Genomic DNA, 25,778 nt, shown 5'->3' on the forward strand with positions numbered 1-25,778 from the left:
TCACTGCGCCACGGAGTCGGCCCGGCACACCGCCCGCTGATCCATCGCTTTCCAGACTCGGTCCCGGGTCACCGGCATCTCGGTGAAGCGGATGCCGGTGGCGTCTTTCAGTGCGTTGGCGAAGGCGGGGGCCACGGGGTTGAAGGGGCTCTCGCTCATCGACTTGGCTCCCAGGGGGCCGATCGCGTCGGTCGTCTCCATGAAGTGGACCTCGGTGCGTGGCACGTCGGCGTACTGCGGGAGGCGGTAGCGCCGGAAGGCTGCCGTGGTCACCTCGCCGCGCTCGTCGAGTCGTACGGTCTCGAAGAGTGTGGCGCCGAGGGCCTGGGCTACTCCGCCCTCGATCTGGCCGCGGCACTGCAGCGGGTTCATGACCTTGCCCGCGTCGGCGGCGTGCACGCTGCGCAGGATCTTCATCTCGCCCGTGTCCGGGTCGACGGCGATCCGGAACCACTGGGCGTTGAAGGCCACCGAGCGCGGGGTGCCACCCCAGTGGCCGTCCGCAGTGATCTCGTCCTGTGCCCCCTGGGCGTGCGCCGCCTCGTGGAGCTCCTTGAGAGTGACCGTCCGGCCGGCGCAGTCGAACCCCTCCGCGCCGAGCGTGCACAAGTGGCGGGCCACACCCACGTACCGGGCCGCGAAGGTCTTCAGACGCCCGGCCAGGGACTCCGCGGCGAGCAGGACCGCCTTTCCCGCCACGACCGTTCCTGCCGAACCGAAGGCCCCGGTGTCGTGCCGGACGACATCGGTGTCCGACTGGCGGATGGCGATCCGGTCCATGGTGGTGTTGAGGGCGCCCGCGGTGATCTGCTTGTGGACGGTGGTCGTGCCGTTGCCGAACTCCGCCGTGCCGACAGCGATGTCGTAGGTCCCGTCGGAGAGGAGGCTGACGGTCGCGTCGGCGTAGTGGCCGCCGGGCGGTCCCGTGGCGATCATCGCCATGGCCGTGCCCTGGCCGGTCAGCCATCCCTCCGGCACGTCGTCGGCGCTCTGGTCATCCGCGATGGCCCTGCGGACGATTCCCAGGCACTGGGCGAGGCCGTACGAGGCGATGTGCAGGTCCTCCTCCTCGCCGATCGGGCTGAGCATGTGGTCGCCGGGGCCGATGATGTTCTTCTCGCGGAAGGCGAGCGGGTCCATGTCCAGGCGGCGGGCCAGCTCGTCCATGGCGGACTCGACGGCGAAGGTGACCTGGCCCAGGCCGTAGCCCCGGAAAGCGCCCGCGGGGACGCCATTGGTGTAGACGGAGTAGGCGTCGACCTTCTTGTTCGGGGCCCGGTAGACGGCGAAGGATTCGCCGACGCTGTGGAACATCACCGCCGGGCCGTGGTTGCCGTATGCGCCGGTGTTGGAGACCACCCGCATCTGGATCGCGGTCAGCGTGCCGTCGGCGCGGGCGCCCAGCTTGATGCCGATCGTGAACGGGTGGCGGGTGGTGGCGCCGTAGAACTGCTCGGCGCGGGTGTATTCGAGCTTGACCGGGCGGCGCAGCTTGAGTGCGGCGAGGACGACGATGTCCTCGGTCAGCATTTCCTGCTTGCCGCCGAAGCCGCCGCCCACCCGGCCCGCGACGACGCGGACCTCGTCCTCTCCAAGCCCGTAGAGGGCGCACAGGGCACGGCGGGTGAGGAAGGGCGTCTGGGTGCTGGAGCGCACGCTGAGCCGTTCGCCGGTGCCGTCCTCCTTCGGTTCGAAGTAGGCGACGCAGCCGTGGGTCTCCAGGCTGGCGTGCTGGACGCGCTGGGTGCGGAAGGTCTCCTCGTAGACGACCGCGGCTTCCGCGAACCCGTCGTCGACGGAGCCGATCTCGCCGTGCACCTCGCCGGCCACGTTGTTCTCGACGCGGGCGATCCGTACCTCCGGTCCCTTGCCCGCGTGGATCACGGGGGCTCCGTCACGCATGGCATCCTCCGGATCGGTGACGTAGGGCAGTTCCTCGTACGTCACGTCGATCCGTCGGCAGCCTTCCTCGGCCGCCTGCTCGCTCGTCGCGACGACGGCGGCGACGCGCTGGCCCACGTAGCGGACGGTGTCGTCCAGGACGCGGGTGTCGTCGGGGTCCTCGGTGGGGTGCTCGTGCCGGGCGCTGGAGTACAGCGTGGCGGGGGCGTCCTCGTGGGTGAGGACGGCGTGGACGCCGGGCACCCGCAGGGCCGCGGAGGTGTCGATGGCGAGGATGCGGGCGTGGGGGTGCGGGGAGCGCAACAGCTTCATGTGGAGGAGTCCGGGGACCTCGACGTCGAAGGTGTACCGGGCGGTGCCCGTCACGACCTGGGGTCCGGCCGGGGCACCGAGGCTCTTGCCCACCGCCTTTCCGGCACAGGGGCGCTCGGTGTGCTGCACGCCGCGGACGGCGTCCTCGATGGCGCGATATCCGGTGCAGCGGCAGATGTTGCCCTTGAAGGCGCGCGGGAGGTCGTCCAGTTTGCCGTCGTCGTGGGCACTGCCCTTCTCCTGTTCGAGGGCGGCCGTGGTCATCAGGAATCCCGCCGTGCAGAACCCGCACTGGAAGCCCTGGGCATCAAGGAACTTCTGCTGTACGGGGTGGAGTTCACCGCCCTTGTCGGCCAGGCCCTCCACCGTGGTGACCGACCGGCCCTCCGCCCGCACTGCCGGGTAGAGACAGCTGTGCACCGGCTCCCCGTCCACGTGCGCGGTGCACGCACCGCAGTCGCCCGCGTCGCAGCCCTTCTTCACCCCGAACCAGCCGCGCTCGCGCAGATACGTGCGCAGGCACTGCCCAGGGCGGGGCTCGGAGTCGAAGGTGTTGTCGTTGACCTGGATGCTGAAGCTCATCGCACACCGTCCCGGGTGAGTTCGTGGCGGACCTGCTCGGCGAGGTGGAAGCCCATGTGCCGTCGCCACTCGGGCAGCCCGTGGATGTCGTCGAACCAGTCGGATTCGCCCACGGCCGACCTGATCGCCGCGCGCAGCTCGTCCCGGTGCGGGGGCAAGGAGAACCAGAGGCGGAACGGCCGTCGGGTCGCGGCCGTGAGGGTCACGGCCAGCGAACCGTCCAACGGATCCAGCGTTCCGATGACGAGCGCACCGGAGCGTCCGAGGCCGTAGAGGGACGCCTGCCGGAAAGCCGTACGACAGTCCAGCGAGCGGGCGGGGATCGTCACCGAGCGCAGGAGTTCGCCCTCCGCAAGGTCCTTGCGGCCGGCTCCGGTGACGAAGTCGGCCGCCTTGACCCGCCGGAGCGAACCGTCCTGGGCCTGGAGCAGACACTCGCCGTCGAGGGCGGCGGTGAGCGAGATCATCGGCCCTGCGGGCAGGGCGTTGCAGAGGTTCCCGCCGACCGTCGCCATGTTCCAGATCTTGAACGAGGCGAGGAAGGCCCGGCAGCACTGCTCGAAGAGAGGGGCGGCTGCCGCGTCGAGGGCCCGCCCGAACCGCGACAGCTGCGCGATGGTGCAGGTGGCGGCGATCTCCAGCGATCCGTCGGGCAGGGTGCGGAGCGGCTCCCAGCCCATCCGGCTCAGATCCACCAGGCGTCGCAGCTGCGGCTGAGGTTCGGAGAAGAGGTACGTTCCGCCCCCGAGCCAGGCATCGCCGGGACGCCAGGGCTCGTGACGGCGTGCGTCACGCACGTCGAGAACCGTGTTCAGATCCATGTCTCCCCCGTCTTCGGTCTCTGCCTCCTACGTCAGTGAAGCCCGGCGACAGGCCGAAAACGACTGGTGCGCGGCACGGAAAACCTCCCTCCCGACCGTTCCCGCCCTGGTGAATCATCCAAGAGCCGCACCGTCATCAGAGCCTTGCATTTACGATGACTCGACTCGCACCCACCTAGTGGATGTGAGAAGCCGAGGCGAGGGCTCGGTGGCTATGCAAGGAGTCAGTACATGCACGTCGGAGACCTCCTCCAGATCGAGGAACTCGATCTCACTCTCATCTGGGGTGGCGAGAATCTGCTCAGCCAGGCGATCAGCGGAGTGACCGCGACCGACCTGGAGGACCCCGCCCGTTTTCTCCAGCCCGGAGAGATCGTGCTCAGCGGCCTGGTGTGGTGGAGCAAAACGGACCGTCGGGCCAGAACCGAGCGATTCGTCTCCGCCCTGGCGGAGTCCGGAGCCACGGCACTCCTCGCCGGAGAGGAGACCCACGGCTCCGTCCCCGCCGACATCGTCGGCTCCTGCCGCGAACACGGCATCGCGCTCCTGGCCGTTCCGGCGCACACCAACTTCCGGGCGATCACCGAAGCCGTGTACCGGCGCCAGTGGGGCGACCTCAACCGCCGCCCCGCGGACCACTTCGCCCTGCCCGAGAACGTAAGGGGCGAACTGGGCCGCCTCCTCGATCAAGGCGCCGAAGCCGACGAGCTGCTGGCGAGCGCGCTGGCTCCGTTCGGCACACCGTCGTGCTACGTGCTCACCAGCAGCGGACGCACGATCGCCCGCACCGCATCGGCCCCTGGCCTCCCGGCCGCGCAGGCCGTGGAGAACTTGCGCGACCTCACCGGTGAAACGTTGCGCGTCCAGGCCGAGACCACGCCGTACGACACCTGGTACCTCCACGTGCCACAGGCCGGTGGAGCACCTCCCCGGGCCCTGCACGAGATAGCCGAAGTCATCGGGCAGTACCGTCACCACCACGATCGCAAGCATGCGGCTCGTCGCCGGACCGGACAGGAGCTGATTGCTCTCGTCGACAGGGGCGGCGCGGACACCGTCGCTCTGACAAACGCCCTGGAGTCCTGCGGCCCGCTCGTACAGGGACCCTGGCAGGTCGTGGTCACGACCACCGGCGGGCAGTTGACGGACAGCGTCGCCACGGAAGCACTCACGGAAGCGCTGCGGCACCTCCCCTCCACAGACTTCGCGGTCGGCACCACCCTGCAGGGGGAAGCCGTCGCCGTCGTACGAAGTGGCAGCGAGGCCACCGCGTCGCTCCGCGGACCCTGGTCCCTCCTGAACGGCTGCCGACCCGAGAGTCCGCTGCACGTCGGCGTCAGTGCCGCCACCGCCGAGCCCACCACACTCCACGCCGCCCTCGCCCAGGCCCGCTACGCTCTCGCGGCGGCACGGCACGACTCCCCGACGACCGGTCGTGTGACCGCCGTCGAGGAACTCTCCTCCTTGGACACACTCCTGGCTGGAGTCCCCGTCGGCGTGCGAACGGTCTTCAGCGCCACGGCTCTCGGGCCGCTGGCCGACAGCGAACTGGCCTCACACCACAGGCTTCTGGAGACCCTGGAGGTCTTCCTCGCCCACAACTGCTCCTGGGCCCGCACCGCCGAAGCCATGCACTTGCACGTCAACACCGTCCACTACCGCATCGAACGGGTTCAGGAGCTCACCGGCCGGGACCTCTCCCGCCTCGACCACAAACTCGACCTGCGCGCCGCACTCCTGTGCCGCTGAGAGGCTCACCGAGGCGGCGCCGGTTCAAGGAGTGTCCATGTGCACATCGGTCGACTTCACGCGTGCGGTGACCGTGACGCCGACCTCGATGCCGAGCGCCTCGACGGACTCCCGTGTCACCAGCGAGACGATGCGGTGCGGCCCCGACTGGATCTCGACCTGCGCGGCGACGTCGTCGAGCGCCACCCCGGTCACGATCCCGACGAACGCGTTCCGTACGGAAGTGGCAACGGGGCTCTCCGACAGCGGATGCATCCCCTGCGCCCGCTCCTGCGCGAACGCCGCCACACTCACCCGGTCGATCGCACGGTTCCCCGGGCCGTCCCGGACCATGCCGAGCCGTCCGGAGTCCGCCCACCTCCGGACGGTCTCCGAACTCACGCCGAGCAGCCTCGCTGCCTGCCCAATGCTGTACGCCGACACACCCGCACTCTAGATCCCCTGCCGCGGCCGACCGGCTGGGTGTCACAGACACCGACCGAGGGGTGGCCCCTAACTCTCGGCGGTGGGATTCACGGCGTACGAGCGGGCGCCTGTACCGGCGAGGGCGCCGCCGGAGACGATCAGGTATGCGTCGCGTATGGGGGTCCCGTCGAGCCAGGACTCCAGGATCTCGCGGGTGCCCGCGGCATAGCGGGCCTGTGCCGAGAGGGAGGATCCGGAGATGTGCGGGGTCATTCCGTGGTGCGGCATGGTGCGCCACGGGTGGTCGGCGGGCGCGGGCTGCGGATACCAGACGTCACCCGCGTAACCGGCCAACTGCCCATCGTCCAGGGCACGTCGAACGGCATCCTCGTCGACGATCCTCGCGCGGGCGGTGTTGATGAGGTACGCGCCGCGCTTCATGGTGGCGAGCAGCTTGTCGTCGAAGAGGTGCTCTGTTTCCGGGTGGAGCGGCGCGTTGATGGTGACGACGTCGCAGTGTGGGACCATGTCGGCCGCCGACTCGTGGAATTCCAGGCCCAGTTCCTCCTCGACCCCGGCGGGGAGCCGGTGCCGGTCGGTGTAGTGCAGCTTCACGTCGAAGGGGGCCAGGCGGCGCAGGACCGCGAGGCCGATGCGTCCGGCCGCGACGGTGCCGACATGCATGCCTTCCAGGTCGTAGGAGCGAGCGACGCAGTCGGCGACGTTCCAGCCGCCGTCCAGGACCACCTGGTGGGCGGGCAGGTAGTTGCGGACGAGCGAGAGCGTCATCATGACCACGTGCTCGGCGACGCTGATGCTGTTGCTGTACGTCACTTCGGCGACGGTCACACCGTGTGCGATGGCGGCGTCCAGGTCGACGTGGTCGGAGCCGATCCCGGCGGTGACGGCCAGTTTGAGGTTCTTGGCGGCCGCGATGCGCTCCGCGGTCAGGTAGGCGGGCCAGAACGGCTGCGAGATGACGACGTCCGCATCGGCCAGCTCGCGGTCGAAGACCGAGCCGCCGCCGTCCTTGTCGGAGGTGACCACAAGGGTGTGGCCCCTGCTCTCCAGGAAGGCCCGCAGGCCCAGTTCGCCGGAGACGCTGCCCAGGAGGTGGCCGGGGGTGAATCCGGTGTCCTTGGGTGTGGGCGCCGACTGGCCGTCGGGGTAGGACTCGATGCGCGGCAGATCGTCGCGGGCGTAGGCGGTGGGATATCCGGTGGCGGGGTCGTCGTACAGGACGCAGAGCACCTTGGCCATGGTCACGGCTCCTCGTTGGAGAGGGCGGACGTGCGGGATGTCTCTCACGGTCCGCGCCTGACCCGCCGTGGTCAAAACGAAGTCTTCTATCCGCGGTGAGCCCTGGGCTATGAGCCCAGGTGGGAGCTGAGCAAGTCGTCCAGGGCGTCTCGCACTCCGGCATCGCGTGCGACGGCGAACAGGGCACGCACCATGGCCGGTTGGGTGTCCTGCGCCACGACTGCCAGTCCGACCCGGGGGCCGCGGGCGGGCCCGGAGAGCCGCACCACGCGCATGCCGGGCGGGGTCGGGAACATGTGCAGCCAGGCATGCGAGATGACGCTCGACCAGCGGCCGGTGACGAGGTGCGCGTACAGGCCCGCGACCGTGTCGGACTCGACCGCAGGTGCGGCCGTCGCGTTGTCGGCGGCGAAGTTCTCGTCCAGGATGCGGCGGTTGCGCATGCGCGGCGAGAGGAGGCACAGCGGCAGTGCCGCCGCCTGGGCCCAGCTCACCTCGGTGCCCTCGGCATACGGCCCGTCGGCCGGTGTGAGTAACACGTACCGCTCCTCGTACAGCGGCAGGCACCGCATGTCGCGCAGAGAGCTGTCGTCGAGGTAGGTCAGGGCCGCGTCGATGTCGAAGCCGGTCAGGCGGCGGGTGATGTCGCGCGAGGAGAGCGACTCCAGGCTCACCTTCACACCTGGGTGGCGCTCGCAGAACGGCGTGGTGAGCAGCGAGGAGGCGGTCAGCGCGGTGGGAATCGCCCCCAGACGCAAGGTGCCGGTCAATTCCCCCTGCAGAGAGGCAAGTTCCTGTCGCAGCGCGTCGCGTTCGGCGAGCACGCGTTGCGCCCAGCCCAGGACGTGTTCGCCTTCGGGTGTCAGGCCGTGGAAGCGGCTCCCGCGCCGGATGAGGGCGACCCCGAGCTCGGCCTCCAGCTTGCGGATCCCGGCCGACAGCGACGGTTGCGACACAAAGCATGCGGCGGCGGCCCGCGCGAAGTGCCGCTCGCGGGCCAGCGCGACCAGATACTCCAACTGTCGCAGCACTCGTCCCCCAGAAATCGGATACCGAGTGGCGGCTCACGCACCCGGTGTCCCCCGGCGCTAGCGATGGCATGTGCGAGAACCACCATATGCAAGGGAGTTGGCGTAGGAACCCCAGCAGGTATTAAGGAACCCATCAACTAGGGTTGCATTTGCGGAATACGCCCGCCTGGTGTGCGGGCCACGGCACCACAGGGGAGATGGGGGAATCGGCGTGACGGACACACCAGCAGGGCCGGAGGAGGCCCGGCGTATCGCGGGTCTGGTGGCGGCACAGGAGAAGGCGATTGCGCTGTTCGCCGAGGTGGAGGCGCGCTCACTGGTCGCGCCCGGTGTCGGGGAGCGGGAGGCGAGCGACCGCATCCGGGATCTGGCGAACGACATGTTCGGCACGACCAAGCACTGGCACAAGCGGATCATCCGCTCTGGACCCAACACCCTGGCTCCGTACCGGGAGAACCCGCCGGACCGGGTCATCGGCGAGGACGACATCGCGTTCGTGGACTTCGGTCCGATCTTCGAGGAGTACGAGGCGGACTTCGGCCGGACGTACGTCTTCGGCGACGACCCGGACAAGCATCGGCTCCTGCACGACCTGCCGCGCATCTTCGACGCCGGGCGTGCCGTGTTCGCCGCCGATCCGGGCATCACCGGCAAGCAACTGTACGCCGAGGTCGAGCGCCTGGCTGCCGAGGCAGGCTGGGAGATCGGCATCTGGCACGCCGGCCACCTCGTCGGGGAGTTCCCGCACGAGACCAACGACGGGGCGAAGGCCGAGTCCTACATCACCCCTGACAACGACTCTGCGCTGCGCCGCACCGATCGCAGAGGCCGGGTCTGCCACTGGATCCTGGAACTCCACTTCGTCGACAAGCGGCGGGGGTTCGGCGGCTTCTACGAGCAGTTGCTGGATCTGGCGTGACCGGGGCGGTGCTGGGGTTCGCGCTGTTCTCCTTGGGAGTGGTGACGGCCGTGGAAGCCGCCCGCGCATAGAGGCAGGTCCGCCAAGGGCCTCACACCGGCTGCGGTGTGAGGCCCTTGCTCTGCCTTGAGGCGTGTGGGGATCAGACGGCCAGGGAGATCTCGGTCGACTTGATCAGCGCGACGACGGAGGAGCCGGAGGCCAGCTTCAGGTCGGCGACGGCGTCCTTGGTGATGGCGGCGGTCAACTCGCCGCCCTGGACGGAGATCTTGACGGACGCCATGGCACCGCCGGTGGCGACGTCGGTGATGGTGCCGGGGATCTGGTTACGAATGGACAGGCCCTCGACCGCGCCGGTCGCCAGGGAAACCTCGGTGGACTTTACGAGGATCTTGGCCGTGGAGCCCTCGGCGAGGCCGAGCTCCTTGACGGCCTCCAAAGTGATCGCGGCGGTGACGTCCTGGCCGCCGTCGAGACGGACCTTGACGGTCGCCATCACCTCGCCCGGGGTGACGGAGGTGACCGTGCCGACGATCTGGTTACGGATGCTCAGGCTCATGAAGGAATGCCTCACAAAGTAATTGGGCGGTGATCTGTCAGGCGGCTGGCCTGCATGATTCACACGTTAATGCCCGAAAGCGGGACCGTTGCACGGAGCATGGCATCCGCCAGTCGGCGGACCCGGTATGCCTGGCAGATCAGGCGACCCCGAAAGTCATGAGTTATTCGGGACCTCTTCCTTGGCCGCAATGATTCCTTGGGCCTCAGTTTCCGTATCCGCTTCTGGTAACGGCATGATCTTGACGCATTGCAAATACACACTTTTTCTTTCTAATGTTTCTCATATGCAGCGTTACACCATGGGGCAAGCTGCGCGTCTGCTAGGCCTACGGCCGGGATCTGGCGGCATTCGCCGTAGAGGTGGGCCAAGGCTTGCTCATGGATGACGAGAGCCTGCCCCTGCAGGTCTACCTCCTCCTCCAGGATCAGCCCGAGGCCGCCACTTCGGTCTCCCTGCTGCTCCCATCGCCATGGCCGTGCTGATCGGCCTCCGCGGGCGCTGGACCGGTGGCACCGCCGGTCGCACCGCACGCCCTCGGGCCGAGGATCCGCGGGACACGCACGCTCAGCCCGCAGCCGCGCTGCAGGACGCCGCTCCCGCGGCCGCCAAGTCCTCAGCCCCGCAGGCACACTGGCCCCTGCATGCCGAGGTCACCAGCTTCAACCAGCTCACCTTGGACGCCGCCCCCGGCACCACCATCGCCGCCGTCGGAGAGAACGGGGCAGGCAAGACAACCCTGCTGCGTGCTCTGCTTGGCCTCACCCCCCGCGCCCACGCCGAGCTCCGGCTCGCCGACACCGATGTCACCGATGTCACCGACATGCCCCCGCACAAGCGCGGCGTCGCCTGGGTCCCGCAGACAGGGGCCCTCTTCCCTCATCTGACGGCGCTCGCCAACACCGCCTACGGCCTGCGCGCCCACGGCATCCCTCGCGCCGAATCCCGCCACGAAGCCAAGGAGTGGCTTGACCGGCACGGCGTCGGCCACCTCGCCCACCGCAAGCCCGCCCAGCTCTCCGGCGGCCAGGCCCAACGCGTCGCCCTGGCCCGCGCATTGGCGACGCGCCCCCGGCTTCTGCTGCTCGACGAACCTCTGGCCGCGCTCGACCAGACGACCCGCGCCCACGTACGGCACACCCTGCGCACTCACCTGTCGGGCTTCGGCGGCGTCTGCCTGATCGTCACCCACGACCCCGTCGAGGCCGTCTCCCTCGCCGACCGCGTCCTCGTCGTGCCACCCGAAGCCATCTCCCTGCACCGCGAAAAGCCCACCGGCAGCCCCCGCAATGTCTGGCCCGGCACCATCCAGGAGATCACCGCCAGCGGCAGCCGCCTGCGCCTGATCATCACCTCCGGCCAATTCCCCGACACCGTCGCCGAGATCACCTGGCGCAGCGCGGGGACCACGGCCACTGGCCTGGATGATCAACCACAGATCCACCCCGCCGCCAGACATTCTTCGGATCACCATCCGGTAGAACCGCCGAACGTTCACTGATGCACTGGACCCCACCCGCCGAAAGATCCGCACCGGCTCTCGCGGACCGGTCGGCGGACCATGCAGAGGGTGCTGCGTGACGCTCGCGGAGTGCGCCACGCAGCACCCCTGCCACCTCGCCAGAGATCGGCATCTACGAGCCCTTATTCCCTATGCAAGTGATTCCTGTGAGCTTGTCTTAGGCTTTTGCCTTGCATCTGCGTCTACGGAGACAGAGGGTCGCGTGATGGAGCAAGGCATGTTGCCGCCGGGGCAGCGTCTGGCGAAGGGCTGGCCCATCTCGCATTACGGGCCGGTGCCCCGCTTCCGCCCGGAACGCTGGACACTCCAGGTCTTCGGCGCCACCCAGAGCGGGGACAAGCACTCCTGGGACTTCGACGATCTCGCCGCCATGCCCAGGGTCACCGTCCTCGCGGACCTGCACTGCGCATCCGGCACCAGCACCGTCGGCCACGAGTTCTTCGGCGTGCCCGCGTCCGCCCTGCTGGATCTCGCCCCACCCGCTGCGGGCGTGTCCCACGTCATGGCCTGGGCCGAATACGGATACAGCGCGAACCTCCGCCTGGCCGACTTCACCGCCGCCTCCACCGTCATGGCCACGCACCACAACGGCGAACCGCTCACCGCCGAACACGGCTTTCCGCTGCGCCTGGTCGTCCCGCACCTCTACGGCTACAAGGGCCCCAAGTGGTTGCGGGGCATCGAGTACATGACGCAGGACCGGCGCGGCTTCTGGGAGGAACGCGGCTATCACAACATCGCTGACCCCAGCACTGGCCTGCGGCACTCCCACCAAGAAGACGACAACCAGTAACCGGGCGCATCAGCGTCGGCACAACCTCCAAGCACCTCGACGCACATGCCTCACTCTTTGGGTGATCTACCAAGCATCTACAAGGCCACTATGCGAATGTACGTGGCAGATGCAAGATAGAAGGCATTGCTCGGGGTGCGGGTGCCGCAGCTCCGGCCAGACCCGAAAGGCGAGGTCCCCCCATGGTCATGCGTACCTTTGACCACGGCGCCGACGACGTCGGCCGCGGAGTCCTGGCCCCTGCCCACGCCTCCTTGCGCCGTCCCGACGAGCGCATCGCCCACGTCATCGCCCGAGCACTCGGCGATGCGCGCACTGTCCTCAACGTCGGCGCGGGCACCGGATCGTACGAGATCGCAGCGCGCACGATCACCGCGGTCGAGCCGTCCCTGGCCATGCGCGCCCAGCGTCCGGCCCAGCTCGCCACCGCCATCGATGCTGTCGCCGAGGACCTGCCCTTCACCGATGGGCAGTTCGACGCGTCGATGACCCTCTTCAGCGTCCACCAGTGGTCCGACGTCGAAGCCGGACTGCGCGAGATGCGCCGCGTCACTCGCGGCCCCGTCGCCGTACTGACCTGCGACCCCGCACGTGTGCGCGACTTCTGGCTCTACGAGTACGCCCCCGACGTCCTGGAGACCGAAGCCCGCCGCTACCCCTCCCTGGACCGCATCACGGCCGCGCTCGGCCCCACCACCACCATCCAGCCCGTCCCCGTACCGCTGGATTGCACCGACGGCTTCAACGAGGCGTACTACGGCCGACCCGAGCTCCTCCTGAACCCCGCCGCCCGTCAAGCCTGTTCGGCCTGGAGCTTCATCGACGACCGCGCCCGACAGGACTTCGACATCTCCCTGCGCCGCGCCCTGGGATCCGGCGCCTGGGACGAAGCCTTCGGCCACCTGCGCAGTCGGCCGACCTACAGCGGATCTCTCGTCCTCCTGCGCTCCGCCCCATGACGACATCAGGAGCACGGCCCACAGGAGGGAGACGGGGACGTATGCCCGATTCCAGTCGCGACCACGGGCAGTTGGCGCCGCTCCGCCGACGCCCGGCGCGCTCGGACACCCGGGACAACCGCGTCCGCATCATCGAGATCGCGGGCAGGGCCTTCGCCAGCCACCCCGACGCGACCCTTCAGTCGATCGCGAAGGCGGCCGGTGTGGGCCAGGGGACCATGTACCGGCACTTCCCCAACCGCGAGGCACTGCTCCTCGCCGTCTATCGGAATGACGTCGAGGAGCTCGTCGAAGCCGCCCCACGCCTACTCGAAGGGCACGACCCCTTGGACGCACTGCGCCTCTGGTTCGGCCGACTCGCCGCATACGGTCGTGTCAAGCACGGGGCATCCCAGGCCATAGCGGCGGCCACCCGCGCGGACCTCGGGAGCCACTACCACCCGCCGGTCGTCGCGGCGCTGGACCAGCTGCTCACCGCCTGCAAGGACACCAAGCAACTACGGCTCGACGCCGACGCCGACGAGGTCCTCCTGCTCGTGTCGTTCCTGTGGAAGACCGACAGCGGTCCCGACTCCCAGGAACGCAGCGAACGCATGCTCACCATCGTCATCGACGGGCTACGCGTCGCAGCACGCAACTGAGACCACCCGAAGGCGACCGCCCTCACCCGGCAACTGCTCGCCCCCGCTCGCCAGGTCGAAGCGATGCTCGATCGGGGCCCGCCGAGGCAAGATGCCGCTCATCCCGGCAGCAGGACCACGAGCACCGGGGCGCCTGACTGCCAGTGCGGTGGTACGGCGGCGAGCGCGGTGGCGAGGGCGGCGCCGTGACTCAGGGGCTTGCGGTGGGACGGTGGGGTGTGCCTTTCTCGCAGGGGCCCGATGGGGGGCGGATTCGAAGGCCGATCTGTACGCTGCGATTCGCCGCGACCATTGCCAGAACGGGCTGTCGCAGCGGGCGTTGCAGCGTAAGTACAACGTCACCTGGCGCACGGTGCGGCGTGCGTTGGACGGGCAGTGGCCTGAGCCGCGCAAGTCGCCACGGCGGCGGGAGTCACGGCTGGATGCGTACACGGATCTGATCGACGAGATGCTGCGGACGGACCTGGACGCGCCGGTCAAGCAGCAGCACACCGCGCAGCGCATCTTCGACCGGTTCGTCGACGAGCACGCCGCGCTCGACATCTCGTACCCGATGGCGCGTCGGTATGTGAAGTGGCGCCGGGCGGAGGTGCGGCGGGAAGCCGGGCTGGGGCCTGAGCGGTGTTCGTGCCGCAGACGCATCTGCCCGGTGCGGAGGCCGAGGTCGACTTCGGCGAGTTCCATGTCCGCCTGGCGGGCCAGGACACGCGGGTCTATCTGTTCTCGCTGCGGCTGTCGTTCTCCGGCAAGGCGGTGCACCGGGTGTTCGCCACCGCGGGCCAGGAGGCGTTCTTCGATTGGCACGTGCATGCGTTCCGAACGCTGGGCGGAGCTCCGCGACACCGGATCCGTTAGAAGCCGTCCCGCTTCCTCGGCTGACCGTCACGTGGCGTGATTGTCCGATCAGTTGCTCGTTGGTCGGGCGTGGCTAAGACATCGTTGGATCTCGTGGAGAAGCTGCGGGCGAAGTTGAGGCGGACGTGCGGCAGGTGCGGCCGCGGTCTCGGGCCGCATGACAGACCTGATGCCTGCCGGACGGGGAAAAGCCTTCGACCGGCCAAACGCTGATCCGGCACCCTCTCCAGCATGACCACGCCGTCCTTCATCCCCGGACTGGAACTTTCGTACCGCTTCTACCTCGAAGCCGTACGGTCTTTGCTGGAGGAGGCCGCCCCGGGGGTTAGGCACTCCGCCGCCCGCCTCGGTGGCGGCTCGGAAGTCCTCGGATTCGACACCGCCCGCTCCGCCGACCACGAGTGGGGACCCCGCCTGCAGATCTTCCTGCGCTCGCAGGACGTCACACGCCACGGCGAGAGGATCACGGCACTGCTCTCCGAACGCTTGCCGAAAACCTTCCGCGGCTACCCGACGCACTTCGCCCCCGTCGGCGAAGCAGGCATCCGGGTCATGCAGACAACTGACGGGCCAGTCCACCACCGGGTCGAAGTCACAGACCCAGGCGCCTGGTTCACCGCGCAACTGGGCTTCGACCCGCGTTCCGGCATCACCCTGACGGACTGGCTGGCCACCCCCACTCAGCTCCTCGCCGAGGTCACTGCCGGTGCCGTCTTCCACGACGGACTCGGTCAACTCGCACCAGCCCGCGCCAACCTCGACTGGTACCCCCACGACCTCTGGCGCTACCTCCTCGCCTGCCAGTGGCAGCGCATCTCCCAGGAAGAAGCCTTCGTCGGCCGCTGCGGCGAAGTGGGCGACGAACTCGGCTCCGCTGTCGTCGCCGCCCGCCTGGTACGCGATCTGATGCGGCTCTGCCTGCTCATGGACCGCCGCTACCCGCCCTACAGCAAATGGCTCGGCAGCGCCTTCGCCCGCACTCCCCAGGCAACCGCCCTCACCCCGGTCCTCACCGAGGCCCTCGCCGCCACCGACTGGCACACCCGCGAGCACCACTTGACCCGCGCCTACGAGGCCGTCGCGGCCACACACAACCAGCTCGGCCTCACCGACCCCGTCGACCCCGCCACACGGCCCTTCCACACCAGACCATTCCAGGTCCTGCACGCCGAACGCTTCACCGCGGCGCTGAGAAACCGCATCACCGACCCTGACATCAGCTCCTTGCCGCCGATCGGCACAGCCGACCAATTCGTCGACAGCACGGATGTCCTCAGCCATCCGGAACTGACACGCGCCGCCACCCACGGTCTGCTCTCCTCCTGAGGCCTCCGTCACACCTCTTTGGCAACAGAACGGACCCCTTCGTTCTGGGCCGGTTGACAGTTTTGAGGGTGAGGTGGAGACGGTCCCGGGCCCAGGTGACGAGCTCGCCGCCGTAGGCGGAGTCGGCTCAGACCAGGGTGATCTCGGGGTGGGCGAGGCGGAGCCGGATGAGGAAGTCGCGGGCCGCGTACGCGTCGTGGACACTCGCCGGAGTGACCATCATCATCACCGGCAGCCCCCGTGTGTCCACGGCACGGCGCCGATTTGCTGTTCCAGGTTCTGACTGAACGCGAGGAGAAGAACAGCGTCGCGATCGCCTCCGACGAGTCGTTCTCGGGGTGGACGAGGACGTTCACCGATCCGCGGCTCTGCGCGGCCATCGTCGACCGGCTCACCTTCAACGGCGCGATCATCCAGACCGGCACTGACTCCTACCGCCTCGCCCACACCGAAGCCCTGGCTGAACAGACCGCCATCGGCTGAGCAGACGGCCTTCCGGGACCCAGGGCGGTCCTGACTGCGCTGGTCGAGGTCAGGTCGCGTCTCCAGGACTGGGCAAGGGCCTCTGATCCGGGTGGACGCGGAGCCCGTCGAGAACAATCGCGAAATAGCGTCGCCACATCTCAGACGGATGTTCGCCGGGCAGTGACAAGACAGCGTCGATCATCGCGGCGATCGGTGCGATGTCGGCCTCTGTGATGCCGTCGCGCAACGCGCCTTCGGCACTGGCCCTCTCCACAAGGTGCTTGCAGTGGGCTGTGATTTCCCGCCGCGCGCGAGCGAGGCCGTCGGCCTCGACGGTGCCCTGGCGCATCAGTTCGCGCAGCCCACGGTTCTTCGCTGCCCTCGCCAGCGCTCTCTCAAGGAAGCTGGCCAAGGCGTCGAAGGCATCGTCCTCTTCCCGGGCCTCCTGGGCCATCGCTGCAATCTCGTCAAGCTCCTGGCCGAAGACTGCCTCCGAGAGGGTCTGCTTGTCGCGGTACTTCCGATAGACGGTGCCCACTCCAAGCCCAGCATGATGCGCGACATCGTTGAGGGTGGCCTGGAGGCCGCGTGCGGCGAAAATCTCGCGCCCGGCCTGGAGGATGCGTTGACGATTGAGCTCCGCGTCCCGCCTCAGCGGGCGTCCGCCTGCCACGGCTGCGTCCTCGTCCTCCGTCTGACTGCCCATGAACGACTCCTCGCACCGATCCGACCGAACCGGATAGAGCATATCCGGTTCCATGGTACGGTCCCCGTAAGCGGATACGAGATATCCGCATAGCGATTCCGTGGCGCCAGGCAGCCCATCTGCCGCCCCAACCCGCGGGAGAGGGGAACCAGGAATGCAGACCGTGGTCATCACCGGGGGTACCGACGGGCTCGGCAAAGGGCTCGCCCTGCACTACCTGCGACAAGGAGCGCGCGTGCTTGCCGTCGGCAGCACTCCCGCCAAGGGCGAGGCCCTCCTGGCGGAAGCGGCGGCCATCTCGGCCGTTGACCGTGCCGCCTTCCTGCAGGCCGACCTGACGTCGGTCTCAGCGACCAGGCAACTCATCACCAGAATCGAGAACACCTGCCCCTCGGTGGACAAGCTCGTCCTCTGCGCCCAGCGTTACCGCCTCTTCGGCCCTCGCGCGGTTACCGATGAAGGGTTTGAGCACAGCTTCGCCCTCGCATACCTGAGCCGATTCGTCCTGAGCCACGGTCTGCGCGACGTGATGGAGGCCGCGCAGCACCCCGTCGTCATGAACGTCGGAACTCCGGGCATTCCCCTGGGCCGGATCCACTGGGAAGACCTGCAACTCGCACGGCGCTACGGCGGCACCAAGGCCACCTTGCAGTCTTTCCGCGCCAACGATCTTCTTGGCGTCGCCTTCGCCGCCGTGCACGCTGACACCCGGATCCGCTACATCGGCTACAACCCCGGCGTTGTGGCGACTGGTATGCCGAACCACCTACCGCAACCGCTACGCACCCTCACCAAGGCGTCCTTCGCCGTTTTCGCTACTTCCGTTGCGAAGGCCGTCACCCCGATGGCTCGACTCCTGGACGAACCGCAGGGTGACCGGTTCACCGTCTACCGCAACACGCGCCAACTCCCCCTCAAAGGCGCGTCGTTCAACCAGGAAACCGCTATGCGCCTGCACCATCTCACTCAAGAACTACTGCGCACCCCGTCCATGTAGCCGCCACGCGCCAGATCCATCACAGGAACCAGCGGAGCTGAGATTGCGCGCGGCGAGCGACTCCCGAACTCACGTCGAATCGACCTCCCCGGAGAGGCTCTGGTCCACTTCTTGTGATGCCCGGCTGGCGCGCTGTCGGGGTGCTTCTTACGAGGGCATCAGACCTGCGTAGTACCGGGCCCCTTCCGGCTGTTCTGACTAGCCTGTGCCCGTGAGACGACGTTGCGATGTCTGCGGTCGGCGGCACCCGGTGAGTTGGAGGGAGGGCTGGAACCAGTTACGGATCACATGCTCCGCGTGCCTTGTGGAACGGTTCGAGGCACGGAGGAAGGCAGAGCGCAGACAGATGGAACTCCGAGCCCAAGAGGTCCGGGAATGGCTGACTGCTGCGCCGACGTACTCTGCCCACCTGTTGGAGGAAGAAGAGCGGCGCTATGAAGAGAAGCGCCAGAAGGCCCGGTCCGCCGACCGCCGCGATCGGTGGGAGCAGCAGGCGCAGTTGCACTCCCTATTCCGGCCCTGGGCGGATGCGCTGGACACTGATGACGCCGTCCAGGCGTTGGCTCCGCACGTGGGCGACCGCCGCCCCCACAAGCACTGGTACGGACCCGATCTCGGCACTACAGCCAGGAACGACACGAACTTCGTCTACGTGTGGTTCGCCGACGCCGACGCCGACGCCGGGCTTCCCCGGCAGCACGCAGGGGTGCTCCACCTCGTAACGCACTCCTATACCTCTCGCCACCACGGCCAGAGGGCCTACACGAGAATGGCCACGGGAAGCATTTACCAGGGCTCCGATGGCGTGACCGTGCTCCTGTGGGCGTAACCTGCCGCCGCCGACATGGACGACCGCCATCGACTGCGCCCGACCCGCCAGCGGCTCGCACACACACCCACCACCGGTCCGCCTTCGCAGGCCAGAGCCCCCGGAGAATGACACAACCAGGATGCCACCGGTCAGCGGGACGTGGGGCAGAGCCGGCAGTGGGCGTCCGGTCAGGCCCGCGAGGAGCGGGGCGAGCAGGGTGTGGACGGCGGTCAGGGCCGCGTACGGGTTGCCGGGAAGACCCACGGTCCAGCGTCGGTCCGGGAGTTGGGCGAGTAGCTGAGGGTGGCCGGGGCGGCAGGCAACCGCGTCCACCACCCACCGGGCACCGTGCTCGGCCGGCAGCCGTCTCAGCTGGTCGGTCGCGCCGACCGAGGTGGAGCCGGTCACCACGATCACGTCGGTGTCGTACGACGTGGCGAGGACGGCGGTCGCCAGTGCCCCGACAGGGTGGTCCGGCACAGGGCGTACGTCGGTGGCCTCGCCGCCGAGCGTGTTCACCAGCGGCGGCAGCAAAGGACCGAGTGCATCGCGTATCTGGCCGGTGGCAGGCCGCCCTGCGTGGATGAGTTCGTCACCGGTGACCAGGATCCGGACACGGGGCCGGGGCCGGGGCCGGGGCCGGGGCCGTACCAACAGCGTGTCGTAGCCGCACGCGGCGGCCAGACCCAGCAGCGCGGGGCCGACCCGCGTCCCGGCAGGAGCCAGGCACGCGCCCACCGAAGCGTCCTCGCCCGCCCGGCGGATGTGCTTCCCCGAAACCGGCGCCGGGCCACGCACCCCCGCCCCCGCACGCACCGCGTGCTCCTGCGGCAGCACCGCCTCGGCGCCGCACGGCACCTGCGCCCCGGTGGAGATCTCCACTGCCTCGCCCTCGGCCATTTCCTCGGGCACATCGACAGCCCCCGCGCGCACGACGTCCGCCGACAGCAGCCACGGGCCCGGCCCGGCGATGGCGTACCCGTCCATGGCCGCGGTGTCGAAGGGCGGCAGCGGCTGACGGGCACACAGGTCCTCGGCGAGTGTCAGCCCCGCGGCTCGCGTGAGCGGCACCCGCCCGGCCGACAGGGGCGTGGGAGCCGCGTGGGCCAGTTCGCGCGCCCGCGACCAGGGCACGTCGCGACAGGAAGTTACCGGGGCTGCTGCAAGCACAGTCATGCGTCCACCATGTCGCCCTCGCTTTGCCCCTCATGGCATGGGAGGTTGCCGCGGTGCACCAGGCCGCTCACGCCTGACGCAACGGGACGGTGAGGGGCCGCGCTTCTCCTCCCAAGCCCGGAGGGCAGGTCGGCCTCCAGCCAGACCATTCCGTGCTCCTCTGCGCCGAGTTCGGGCAACGTCCGCCGACTCACGCGGGACGAGGGGGCTCGGCCGGGCGCTTCCGGCTTCCGGCCCCGGCCGCACATCAGCGTTTTGGTCATCAGGCCCCGCTCCCCTGCCGCGGCCACCTACGGTGATGTGCTCAGACGCCTGCCGGCAACCTCGGCAATCAAGCTCATGCGTTCAACGGCAGGGCCTCTGGCAGCGCCGGTGGTGATCCCACGGCGGCCCGCCCGCGTCTCGCGTCCCCGGAACTTCCCCTAGACACGGCAGGTACAGCAGCACATGACGACGTCAGAGCCTGATCTCCAGGACCCCTTTACCGCGCCGCATTTCGCGACATCCGCCCTGATCACGATCGACGTACAACGCGACTTCCTCTCCGAAGCCCCCTACGGCGTCCCGGGCACCACAGAGATCCTGCCCGCGCTGCGACAGGCGGTGTCCGCCTTCCGGGCTGCGGGGCGGCCGGTGGTGCACGTCGTGCGCCTGTACGAGGAAGGCGGAGGCGACGCCGACCTGGTACGGCGGCGGCTGCTGGAGTCGGGGGTACGGATCGCCTCGCCGTGCACAGCGTCTGGGAACGTACGACTACGCCGTCTTCAAGCCCCGCTGGGGTGCCTTCTATCGCACGTGCCTGGAGACACTGCTGCGTGAACTCGGTCTCGACACACTGGTGTTCGCCGGATGCAACCTACCCAACTGCCCGCGCGTGAGCATCGTGCAGGCATCGGAACGGGACTTCCGTCTCGCGCTGATACGGGACGCGGTCTCGTAGGTGACAGACTCCGCGCTGACCGAACTGGCGGGCATCGGCGTCCACGTCATCGAGGCCGACGCCCTCGAAGGACTGCTCGCGTAGTTTGCCGGTAGGGCGTCGGGGGTGGTGCCGGTTGCCGAGAGCGTTCCTGAGTTATCGGGTCTTGGGGTCCTGGCCGATGCTGGCGAAGCCCTCGTTGCTCCGGGCCCACGAACGGCTGGGATCCGAGCCGCTGCGGGTGCTGTTCACCGCCACCGACCCGGCCGCTGGCCGACGAGAGCACACCAGGCACGTTCTGGCGGGGCTGCGGCTGGTGCCGGTGGCGGTGGCGGTGGACAACACCTACTGGGACGTGGCCGACACCGCGGCCGACGCGAGCGCATTTGGCCGGCCGGGCAACACCCGCGGCGCCGACAAGTCGGCCTAGCCGCAGGTGCGGATGGCAGCCTTGGCCGAGTTGGGCACGCACGCCGTGCTCGATGCGGAGCCGGGCGGCTGCCGGACTGATGGTGCGGGAGGCGGCCAATGCGGACGTCTCGATTACTTCGGGTCGCGGTTGAACTGCGCCGTCGACCAGCGGTAGCCGAGCGCGATCAGGCCGACGCACCAGACGACCGCGATCCAGCCGTTGTTGCCGATTTCGGTGCCGAGGAGGAGGCCGCGGAGGGTTTCGATCGCGGGGGTGAAGGGCTGGTACTCGGCGATCGGCTGGAACCAGCCCGGCATCGTACTGGCCGGGATGAAGGCGCTGGAGATGAGCGGCAGGAGGATCAGCGGCATGGCCATATTGCCGGCCGCCTCGGGGTTCGGACTGGCCGCGCCCATGCCGACCGCGATCCAGGTGAGTGCCAGGGCGAACAGCGTGATCAGCCCGAACGCGGCGATCCACTCCAGTGCCGTGGCGTCCGTGGACCGGAAGCCCATCGCCACCCCGACGGCGCCGACGAGGACCACGCTCGTCACGCACTGCAGCACGCCGCCGACGACATGCCCGACGAGCAGAGAGCCCCGGTAGATCGCCATCGTGCGGAAGCGGGCGGTGAGGCCCTGGGTCATGTCCACGCAGACGGACACCGCGGCCCCGATCACGGTGCTGCCGACGGTCATCAGCAGCAGGCCGGGGACGATATAGGCGATGTACTCGGAGCGGTCCGCGCCACCGCCACCGATGCCGGCGCTCATCACGTCGCCGAAGATGTAGACGAAGAGCAGCAGCATCATGATCGGCGTGAGCAGCAGGTTCAGGGTCCCGGACGGGTAGCGCCATGCGTGCAGGAGGTTGCGGCGCAGCATCGTGTTCGAGTCGCGTACAGCGAGCGAGAGGGAGCTCATCGCACGTTCTCCTTGGGCTGGTTGGGGACATTGGCTGGGCCGGTCAGGGCGAAGAACACGTCGTCGAGGTCGGGGGTATGGACGGTCAGTTCGTCGGCCTCGATGCCGACGGAGTCGAGCCAGTCGAGAATGGAGCGCAGTTCGCGCTGGCTGCCGTCGCTGGGGATGGACAGCGACAGTGCCTCGTCGATGGGGGTACCCCCTGCTCGAGCGAAGCCGAGAGCTTGGGGGAGGGTGACCTCGCGCAGGGCGTCAGCGGCGGACTGGTACGCGACCGGGTCGGTGAAGCGGAGCCGGATGTGCCCGCCCGGGATGAGCCGTTTGAGCTCCTCGGCGGTGCCCTCAGCGGCGATCTTGCCGTCGTTCAACACGGCGATGCGGTCGGCGAGTTCGTCGGCCTCCTCCAGGTACTGGGTGGTGAGGAAGACGGTGACGCCGTCGGCGACGAGCCCGCGGATGATGCCCCACATGTTGTGGCGGGAGCGTGGGTCGAGCCCTGTCGTCGGCTCGTCGAGGAAGATGATCCGCGGGTTGCCGACCAGCGTCATCGCGAGGTCGAGGCGGCGCTTCATACCGCCGGAGTAGGTTGAGGCGGGCTTCTTCGCGGACTCTGCCAGGTCGAAGCGCTCCAGGAGTTCGGCGGCGGCCCGTCGTCCCTCGCTTTTGGACAGGTGGTGCAGGTCCGCCATGAGGAGCATGTTCTCCTCGCCGGTGATCAGGCCGTCAACGGCGGAGAACTGCCCGGTGACACCGATTGCGGCACGGACCGACTGTGGGTCGGCGGCCAGGTTGTGCCCGCCGACGTGCAGGTCACCGGCGTCGGCGGTGATGAGCGTGGACAGGATCTTGACGGCGGTGGTCTTGCCGGCGCCGTTCGGGCCGAGCAGCGCGAACACGGACCCGGCCGGGATGCGCAGATCGATGCCGTCGAGGACGGTCTTGTCGCCGTACGACTTGCGTAGCCCGACGGCGGAGACGGCGGTCGGCGACGGGTGACCGTCATCCCGCCTGGATGTGGGCATGACAGATGAAGGCATGGCGACTTCCTTTCGGAAAATGGTGTGGCGCGACCCGCCGCCGGAGACTTGCTCATTCACCTCGGCGGGCAGGGTCTGCGGCGGCATCTGGTGGCCGGTCGGCCCGCATCCATTCGCGCTGTGCCGAGGCGAACGAACCGCGCGTGCGGGCTAGGTCGACTGGTGTAAGGCGACGGGTGCTACTTCTCGGCCGTGCCGGATTCCCCGCTGATGGACTCCTGATAGACGTCCGCGTAGGTGCGGGAGTCCTTGATCAGATCGTCGCAGAACGCGGCGATGTCCGTGCCGATGAGCTCCAGGACCCCCTTGCCCGTGGCGGCGCCCTCCTCGAAGAAGTCGACGATCCCGGGGAGCAGGGGCCCGTCGGGCAGATCGATCGGTCCGACCTTGAACAGGTACTTCTGCATCTCTTTGTAGACGATCTGGTAGTCCTGCGGGAGCACCTTGACCCGGGCCATGTGCGCCCGCCACTGCTTCTTGCCTTCGATGATGTCTTGGATGCTCACGTCAGCCTCCCAGCCGGCTCAGCTTCTTTGCGACGTTCCTGTTCAACTGCTCGCGCCACCGGTCGCGATAGGTCCGAGCCCCCTCTCCACCGGCCAGCGCGGTGCAGAAGCCTGGAATGTCGTCGCCGAGCACCTCGTGGACGCTCTGCCCGTCGGCCGCTGCTATTTCAAGCAGCCCCAGGGCGGCGTCGAGGATCGGCATCAGGTTGCGTCCGGTGAAGTCCCCATAGGGGAAGAGGTGGGCGATGATCTGTCCCCACGCCGCCCGGTAGTCGTCCGGCAGGGCCTCGGCCCGGGTTTCGAACGCCTTCCATTCCCTGGTGAGATCGCTGCCTGTGATCTTCTCCCAGAAGTTCATCTCCCGCCCTCCTTGAGCTTGTTGATGCGTGATGAGACGTACTGCCATTTCGCCCAGAACTTCGCGAGTTCCTCGCGTCCGGCGTCGTTGAGCGAGTAGAACTTGCGCGGCGGACCGACCCCAGACGGCCGCTTCACCACCTGGACGAGCTTGTTCCTCTCCAGTCGCAGCAAGATCGTGTACACGGTCCCCTCGACGACGTCGGCGAAGCCGAGCTCGTTCAGCTGACGCGTGATGGCGTACCCGTAGGTTTCCTCGCTGCCGATGATTTCGAGCACGCACCCTTCGAGCGTGCCCTTCAGCATCTCCGTCAGGTCGTCCATCGCGAGTCCTCCTCAGCCCTAGCAGTACTACGTAGTACCGAGTACCACTACACGGTATCACCGAGTAGCGGAGAACGGCAGCGCCGCCGGTCGGCGCGGACGGACCCGGGAGCAATTTGCGAGGACCCAGGCTCCGCGGCTGCGGCTACCCCATCGGCCCGGCTCCACGGTCGGCGGGGGCTCGTGCCTCATCACCGCAATGCCCCGACCTCGGCTCGGGATGACCCTCAACACGATCATGCGCTTCTCACGCGCGACCACCCCGGAGGAGATGTTCACCGGGCAGTGGCAAAACCGTGCGACCAGGCTCGATGACTACAAGCCCTACCTCGATCAGCGATGGCAGGAAGGCTGCACCAATGCCTGGAAACTATGGGAAGAGATCAAGGAACAGGTCTATCCCCGCGATTACGCCAGCGTCCGCGGCTACGTCAGCAGGAACCTTCGCGGCAAGCCCTAATCGGTCGCCCCCCCCGCCCGCCATCGGCCCGCGCCGTCACGCGCTGGATCCTCACTCACTCCGACTTCCTGGCCGAGGGCGACCGGAACCAGCTCAAGGCCGTCCCGGCCAACCGCCCCGAGCTGACAGCGCTCTCCGAGCACGTGCACTCCTTCGGCCACATGGTCACTCACCTGCAAGGCGACCAGTTGCCGACCTGGATCGAAGCAGCCACCTCCACTGCCGACCTGCCCAGCCTCCGGCACTTCGCCCAGCACCTCGAACCCGACCTCGACGCCGTCATAGCCGACCTCACGCCGCCCTGGAACTCCGGCGTCGTGGAAGGCCACGTCAACCAGATCATGATGCTCAAGCGTCAGATGTTTGGCCGCGCAGGATTCGAACTCCTCCGCAAAAGAGTCCTGCTGGCGTGATCCGTGAGTGAGGGGATTGGAAGGTTGAGGTACTCACACCTGCCTGGTGCCACGGTAGTCATCGCTGGATACGCTCCCGCTATGTCTGACTCACCCGACGCCATCAGCAAGCGCAATGCCGACGTGGTGCGCCGCTACCTTCGAGTGTTCGAGACAAAGGCAGTTGACCAACTCGCCGAACTTGTTGCCGAAGATGTACTTGTCCATGGAGCAGGCCAGAACGTCCAGGGGCGGCGCTATCCCGAGCAGGCGGTCCTGACTCCAGGCCTGTCCAACTGCCGCGTGCGGGTGGACGACCTCTTCGCCGCTGAAGACCGCGTGACCGTGGCCTTCACCTTGACGTACAAACACGACCGCACCGGGCGCGACCTGACCATGACGGGCGTTAAGTCCTACCGCCTCATGGAAGGGCGGATCGTCGAGTTCTGGGGCGAGACCGACCTGTACGGGATCCTTCGTCAGGCCGGGCTCGTTCCCGAGCAGATTCCGCCGTTCTGAGGGACGGCAGCACGCCTCACTGCCCTGCGGGTCGCGGACCCAGCCCTGAACTCGCAGGGCAGGACCAGCAAGCGCTGGCCAACTACTGCCCGTACCCCGGTCACCGTTGTCACTGCGCGTAGCCACACCACACGAAGT

General features: G+C 68.3%; 27 protein-coding genes and 3 pseudogenes. 16 read left to right on the forward strand and 14 right to left on the reverse strand.

What is annotated here, in order from left to right:
- Nucleotides 1-2,796, reverse strand: coding sequence for a molybdopterin-dependent oxidoreductase (locus ABZV77_RS01140; RefSeq protein ID WP_356248972.1), 2,796 nt, complete (start codon nt 2,794-2,796; stop codon nt 1-3).
- Entirely contained in the window at nt 2,793-3,617 is an 825-nt protein-coding gene (locus ABZV77_RS01145) for an FAD binding domain-containing protein (RefSeq protein ID WP_356248974.1), read from the reverse strand. Before ABZV77_RS01145 ends, ABZV77_RS01140 begins: the two co-directional genes overlap by 4 nt.
- A 231-nt stretch (nt 3,618-3,848) precedes the next feature.
- Between ABZV77_RS01145 and ABZV77_RS01150 the strand changes: the two genes are divergently transcribed.
- Nucleotides 3,849-5,366: a PucR family transcriptional regulator gene (locus ABZV77_RS01150; protein ID WP_356248976.1), complete on the forward strand. Its 1,518-nt coding sequence runs from the start codon at nt 3,849-3,851 to the stop codon at nt 5,364-5,366.
- A 24-nt stretch (nt 5,367-5,390) separates the two neighbouring features.
- Here ABZV77_RS01150 and ABZV77_RS01155 read toward each other — a convergent pair whose 3' ends face one another.
- From ABZV77_RS01155 to ABZV77_RS01165, 3 genes are all read right to left on the reverse strand, one after another.
- A complete protein-coding gene (locus ABZV77_RS01155) occupies nt 5,391-5,789 on the reverse strand; it encodes a TOBE domain-containing protein (protein ID WP_356248978.1) in 399 nt (132 codons plus the stop codon).
- A gap of 69 nt (nt 5,790-5,858) precedes the next feature.
- Nucleotides 5,859-7,031 (reverse strand): NAD-dependent formate dehydrogenase, encoded by a 1,173-nt coding sequence (locus ABZV77_RS01160; RefSeq protein WP_356248980.1) that lies wholly within the window; start codon nt 7,029-7,031, stop codon nt 5,859-5,861.
- Between the two features lie 107 nt (nt 7,032-7,138).
- Nucleotides 7,139-8,062 carry a LysR family transcriptional regulator gene (locus ABZV77_RS01165; RefSeq protein ID WP_356248982.1) on the reverse strand — a complete coding sequence of 308 codons (924 nt, stop codon included), beginning with the start codon at nt 8,060-8,062 and terminating at the stop codon, nt 7,139-7,141.
- A 211-nt stretch (nt 8,063-8,273) separates the two neighbouring features.
- Here ABZV77_RS01165 and ABZV77_RS01170 point away from each other — a divergent pair, with 211 nt between their 5' ends.
- Complete coding sequence (locus tag ABZV77_RS01170) at nt 8,274-8,981, forward strand: M24 family metallopeptidase (protein ID WP_356248984.1); 708 nt, start codon at nt 8,274-8,276, stop codon at nt 8,979-8,981.
- A 142-nt stretch (nt 8,982-9,123) separates the two neighbouring features.
- Here the strand turns inward: ABZV77_RS01170 and ABZV77_RS01175 are convergent, their stop codons facing one another.
- On the reverse strand, nt 9,124-9,540 hold the full coding sequence (locus ABZV77_RS01175; RefSeq protein ID WP_356248986.1) for a TOBE domain-containing protein: 417 nt from the start codon (nt 9,538-9,540) through the stop codon (nt 9,124-9,126).
- A 389-nt stretch (nt 9,541-9,929) separates the two neighbouring features.
- Here ABZV77_RS01175 and ABZV77_RS01180 point away from each other — a divergent pair.
- From ABZV77_RS01180 to ABZV77_RS01205, 6 genes and pseudogenes are all read left to right on the forward strand, one after another.
- Nucleotides 9,930-11,041: pseudogene (locus ABZV77_RS01180) on the forward strand (ATP-binding cassette domain-containing protein); the annotation flags it as partial.
- A 238-nt stretch (nt 11,042-11,279) separates the two neighbouring features.
- Nucleotides 11,280-11,855, forward strand: a complete 576-nt coding sequence (locus ABZV77_RS01185; RefSeq protein WP_356248988.1) for a molybdopterin-dependent oxidoreductase — start codon at nt 11,280-11,282, stop codon at nt 11,853-11,855.
- 188 nt (nt 11,856-12,043) lie between these two features.
- Nucleotides 12,044-12,814: a class I SAM-dependent methyltransferase gene (locus ABZV77_RS01190; RefSeq protein WP_356248990.1), complete on the forward strand. Its 771-nt coding sequence runs from the start codon at nt 12,044-12,046 to the stop codon at nt 12,812-12,814.
- Between the two features lie 41 nt (nt 12,815-12,855).
- Nucleotides 12,856-13,455 (forward strand): TetR/AcrR family transcriptional regulator, encoded by a 600-nt coding sequence (locus ABZV77_RS01195; protein ID WP_356248991.1) that lies wholly within the window; start codon nt 12,856-12,858, stop codon nt 13,453-13,455.
- Nucleotides 13,456-14,082: 627 nt separating this feature from the next.
- Nucleotides 14,083-14,310 carry a hypothetical protein gene (locus tag ABZV77_RS01200; protein ID WP_356248993.1) on the forward strand — a complete coding sequence of 76 codons (228 nt, stop codon included), beginning with the start codon at nt 14,083-14,085 and terminating at the stop codon, nt 14,308-14,310.
- A 231-nt stretch (nt 14,311-14,541) separates the two neighbouring features.
- Entirely contained in the window at nt 14,542-15,636 is a 1,095-nt protein-coding gene (locus ABZV77_RS01205; protein WP_356248995.1) for a DUF4037 domain-containing protein, read from the forward strand.
- A gap of 13 nt (nt 15,637-15,649) precedes the next feature.
- On the opposite strand, the pseudogene ABZV77_RS01210 reads toward ABZV77_RS01205, so the two are convergent.
- Nucleotides 15,650-15,886, reverse strand: a pseudogene (locus ABZV77_RS01210) (transposase); the annotation flags it as partial.
- Nucleotides 15,887-15,891: 5 nt separating this feature from the next.
- Here ABZV77_RS01210 and ABZV77_RS01215 point away from each other — a divergent pair.
- Nucleotides 15,892-16,119, forward strand: a pseudogene (locus ABZV77_RS01215) (ATP-binding protein); the annotation flags it as partial.
- Nucleotides 16,120-16,168: 49 nt separating this feature from the next.
- Here ABZV77_RS01215 and ABZV77_RS01220 read toward each other — a convergent pair.
- Nucleotides 16,169-16,861: a TetR/AcrR family transcriptional regulator gene (locus ABZV77_RS01220; RefSeq protein ID WP_356248997.1), complete on the reverse strand. Its 693-nt coding sequence runs from the start codon at nt 16,859-16,861 to the stop codon at nt 16,169-16,171.
- A 100-nt stretch (nt 16,862-16,961) separates the two neighbouring features.
- Between ABZV77_RS01220 and ABZV77_RS01225 the strand changes: the two genes are divergently transcribed.
- Nucleotides 16,962-17,804 carry an SDR family NAD(P)-dependent oxidoreductase gene (locus tag ABZV77_RS01225; protein WP_356248999.1) on the forward strand — a complete coding sequence of 281 codons (843 nt, stop codon included), beginning with the start codon at nt 16,962-16,964 and terminating at the stop codon, nt 17,802-17,804.
- Between the two features lie 508 nt (nt 17,805-18,312).
- On the opposite strand, the gene ABZV77_RS01230 is transcribed toward ABZV77_RS01225, so the two are convergent.
- Nucleotides 18,313-19,791, reverse strand: a complete 1,479-nt coding sequence (locus tag ABZV77_RS01230; RefSeq protein ID WP_356249001.1) for a molybdopterin molybdotransferase MoeA — start codon at nt 19,789-19,791, stop codon at nt 18,313-18,315.
- Between the two features lie 447 nt (nt 19,792-20,238).
- On the opposite strand from ABZV77_RS01230, the gene ABZV77_RS01235 reads away from it, so the two are divergent.
- The 3 genes from ABZV77_RS01235 (at nt 20,239) to ABZV77_RS01245 (ending at nt 21,140) form a co-directional block, all read left to right on the forward strand.
- On the forward strand, nt 20,239-20,610 hold the full coding sequence (locus ABZV77_RS01235; RefSeq protein WP_356249003.1) for an isochorismatase family protein: 372 nt from the start codon (nt 20,239-20,241) through the stop codon (nt 20,608-20,610).
- The gene (locus tag ABZV77_RS01240; RefSeq protein ID WP_356250123.1) at nt 20,531-20,731 is read left to right on the forward strand and encodes an isochorismatase family protein; all 201 of its coding nucleotides are present in this window, start codon (nt 20,531-20,533) and stop codon (nt 20,729-20,731) included. Before ABZV77_RS01235 ends, ABZV77_RS01240 begins: the two co-directional genes overlap by 80 nt.
- Before the next feature lie 145 nt (nt 20,732-20,876).
- The gene (locus ABZV77_RS01245; protein WP_356249005.1) at nt 20,877-21,140 is read left to right on the forward strand and encodes a hypothetical protein; all 264 of its coding nucleotides are present in this window, start codon (nt 20,877-20,879) and stop codon (nt 21,138-21,140) included.
- Nucleotides 21,141-21,253: 113 nt separating this feature from the next.
- Here the strand turns inward: ABZV77_RS01245 and ABZV77_RS01250 are convergent, their stop codons facing one another.
- The 5 genes from ABZV77_RS01250 to ABZV77_RS01270 form a co-directional block, all read right to left on the reverse strand.
- A complete protein-coding gene (locus ABZV77_RS01250; protein ID WP_356249007.1) occupies nt 21,254-22,045 on the reverse strand; it encodes an ABC transporter permease in 792 nt (263 codons plus the stop codon).
- Nucleotides 22,042-23,082: an ATP-binding cassette domain-containing protein gene (locus tag ABZV77_RS01255; protein WP_356249009.1), complete on the reverse strand. Its 1,041-nt coding sequence runs from the start codon at nt 23,080-23,082 to the stop codon at nt 22,042-22,044. The genes ABZV77_RS01250 and ABZV77_RS01255 overlap by 4 nt, the downstream gene beginning before the upstream one ends.
- Before the next feature lie 179 nt (nt 23,083-23,261).
- On the reverse strand, nt 23,262-23,588 hold the full coding sequence (locus ABZV77_RS01260) for a DUF1048 domain-containing protein (RefSeq protein ID WP_356249011.1): 327 nt from the start codon (nt 23,586-23,588) through the stop codon (nt 23,262-23,264).
- Nucleotide 23,589: 1 nt separating this feature from the next.
- Nucleotides 23,590-23,946, reverse strand: a complete 357-nt coding sequence (locus ABZV77_RS01265; protein ID WP_356249013.1) for a DUF1048 domain-containing protein — start codon at nt 23,944-23,946, stop codon at nt 23,590-23,592.
- The gene (locus ABZV77_RS01270; protein WP_356249015.1) at nt 23,943-24,269 is read right to left on the reverse strand and encodes a PadR family transcriptional regulator; all 327 of its coding nucleotides are present in this window, start codon (nt 24,267-24,269) and stop codon (nt 23,943-23,945) included. The genes ABZV77_RS01265 and ABZV77_RS01270 overlap by 4 nt, the downstream gene beginning before the upstream one ends.
- A gap of 220 nt (nt 24,270-24,489) precedes the next feature.
- On the opposite strand from ABZV77_RS01270, the gene ABZV77_RS01275 reads away from it, so the two are divergent.
- The 3 genes from ABZV77_RS01275 to ABZV77_RS01285 all read left to right on the forward strand — a co-directional run bounded on the left by ABZV77_RS01275 (nt 24,490) and on the right by ABZV77_RS01285 (nt 25,640).
- Nucleotides 24,490-24,729 carry a hypothetical protein gene (locus ABZV77_RS01275; protein ID WP_356249017.1) on the forward strand — a complete coding sequence of 80 codons (240 nt, stop codon included), beginning with the start codon at nt 24,490-24,492 and terminating at the stop codon, nt 24,727-24,729.
- Nucleotides 24,730-24,890: 161 nt separating this feature from the next.
- On the forward strand, nt 24,891-25,142 hold the full coding sequence (locus tag ABZV77_RS01280) for a hypothetical protein (protein ID WP_356249019.1): 252 nt from the start codon (nt 24,891-24,893) through the stop codon (nt 25,140-25,142).
- 81 nt (nt 25,143-25,223) lie between these two features.
- Nucleotides 25,224-25,640, forward strand: coding sequence for a nuclear transport factor 2 family protein (locus tag ABZV77_RS01285; RefSeq protein WP_356249021.1), 417 nt, complete (start codon nt 25,224-25,226; stop codon nt 25,638-25,640).
- The last annotated feature ends 138 nt before the right edge of the window (nt 25,641-25,778 follow it).

Source organism: Streptomyces sp. NPDC004732, assembly GCF_040609235.1.
GTDB lineage: Bacteria > Actinomycetota > Actinomycetes > Streptomycetales > Streptomycetaceae > Streptomyces.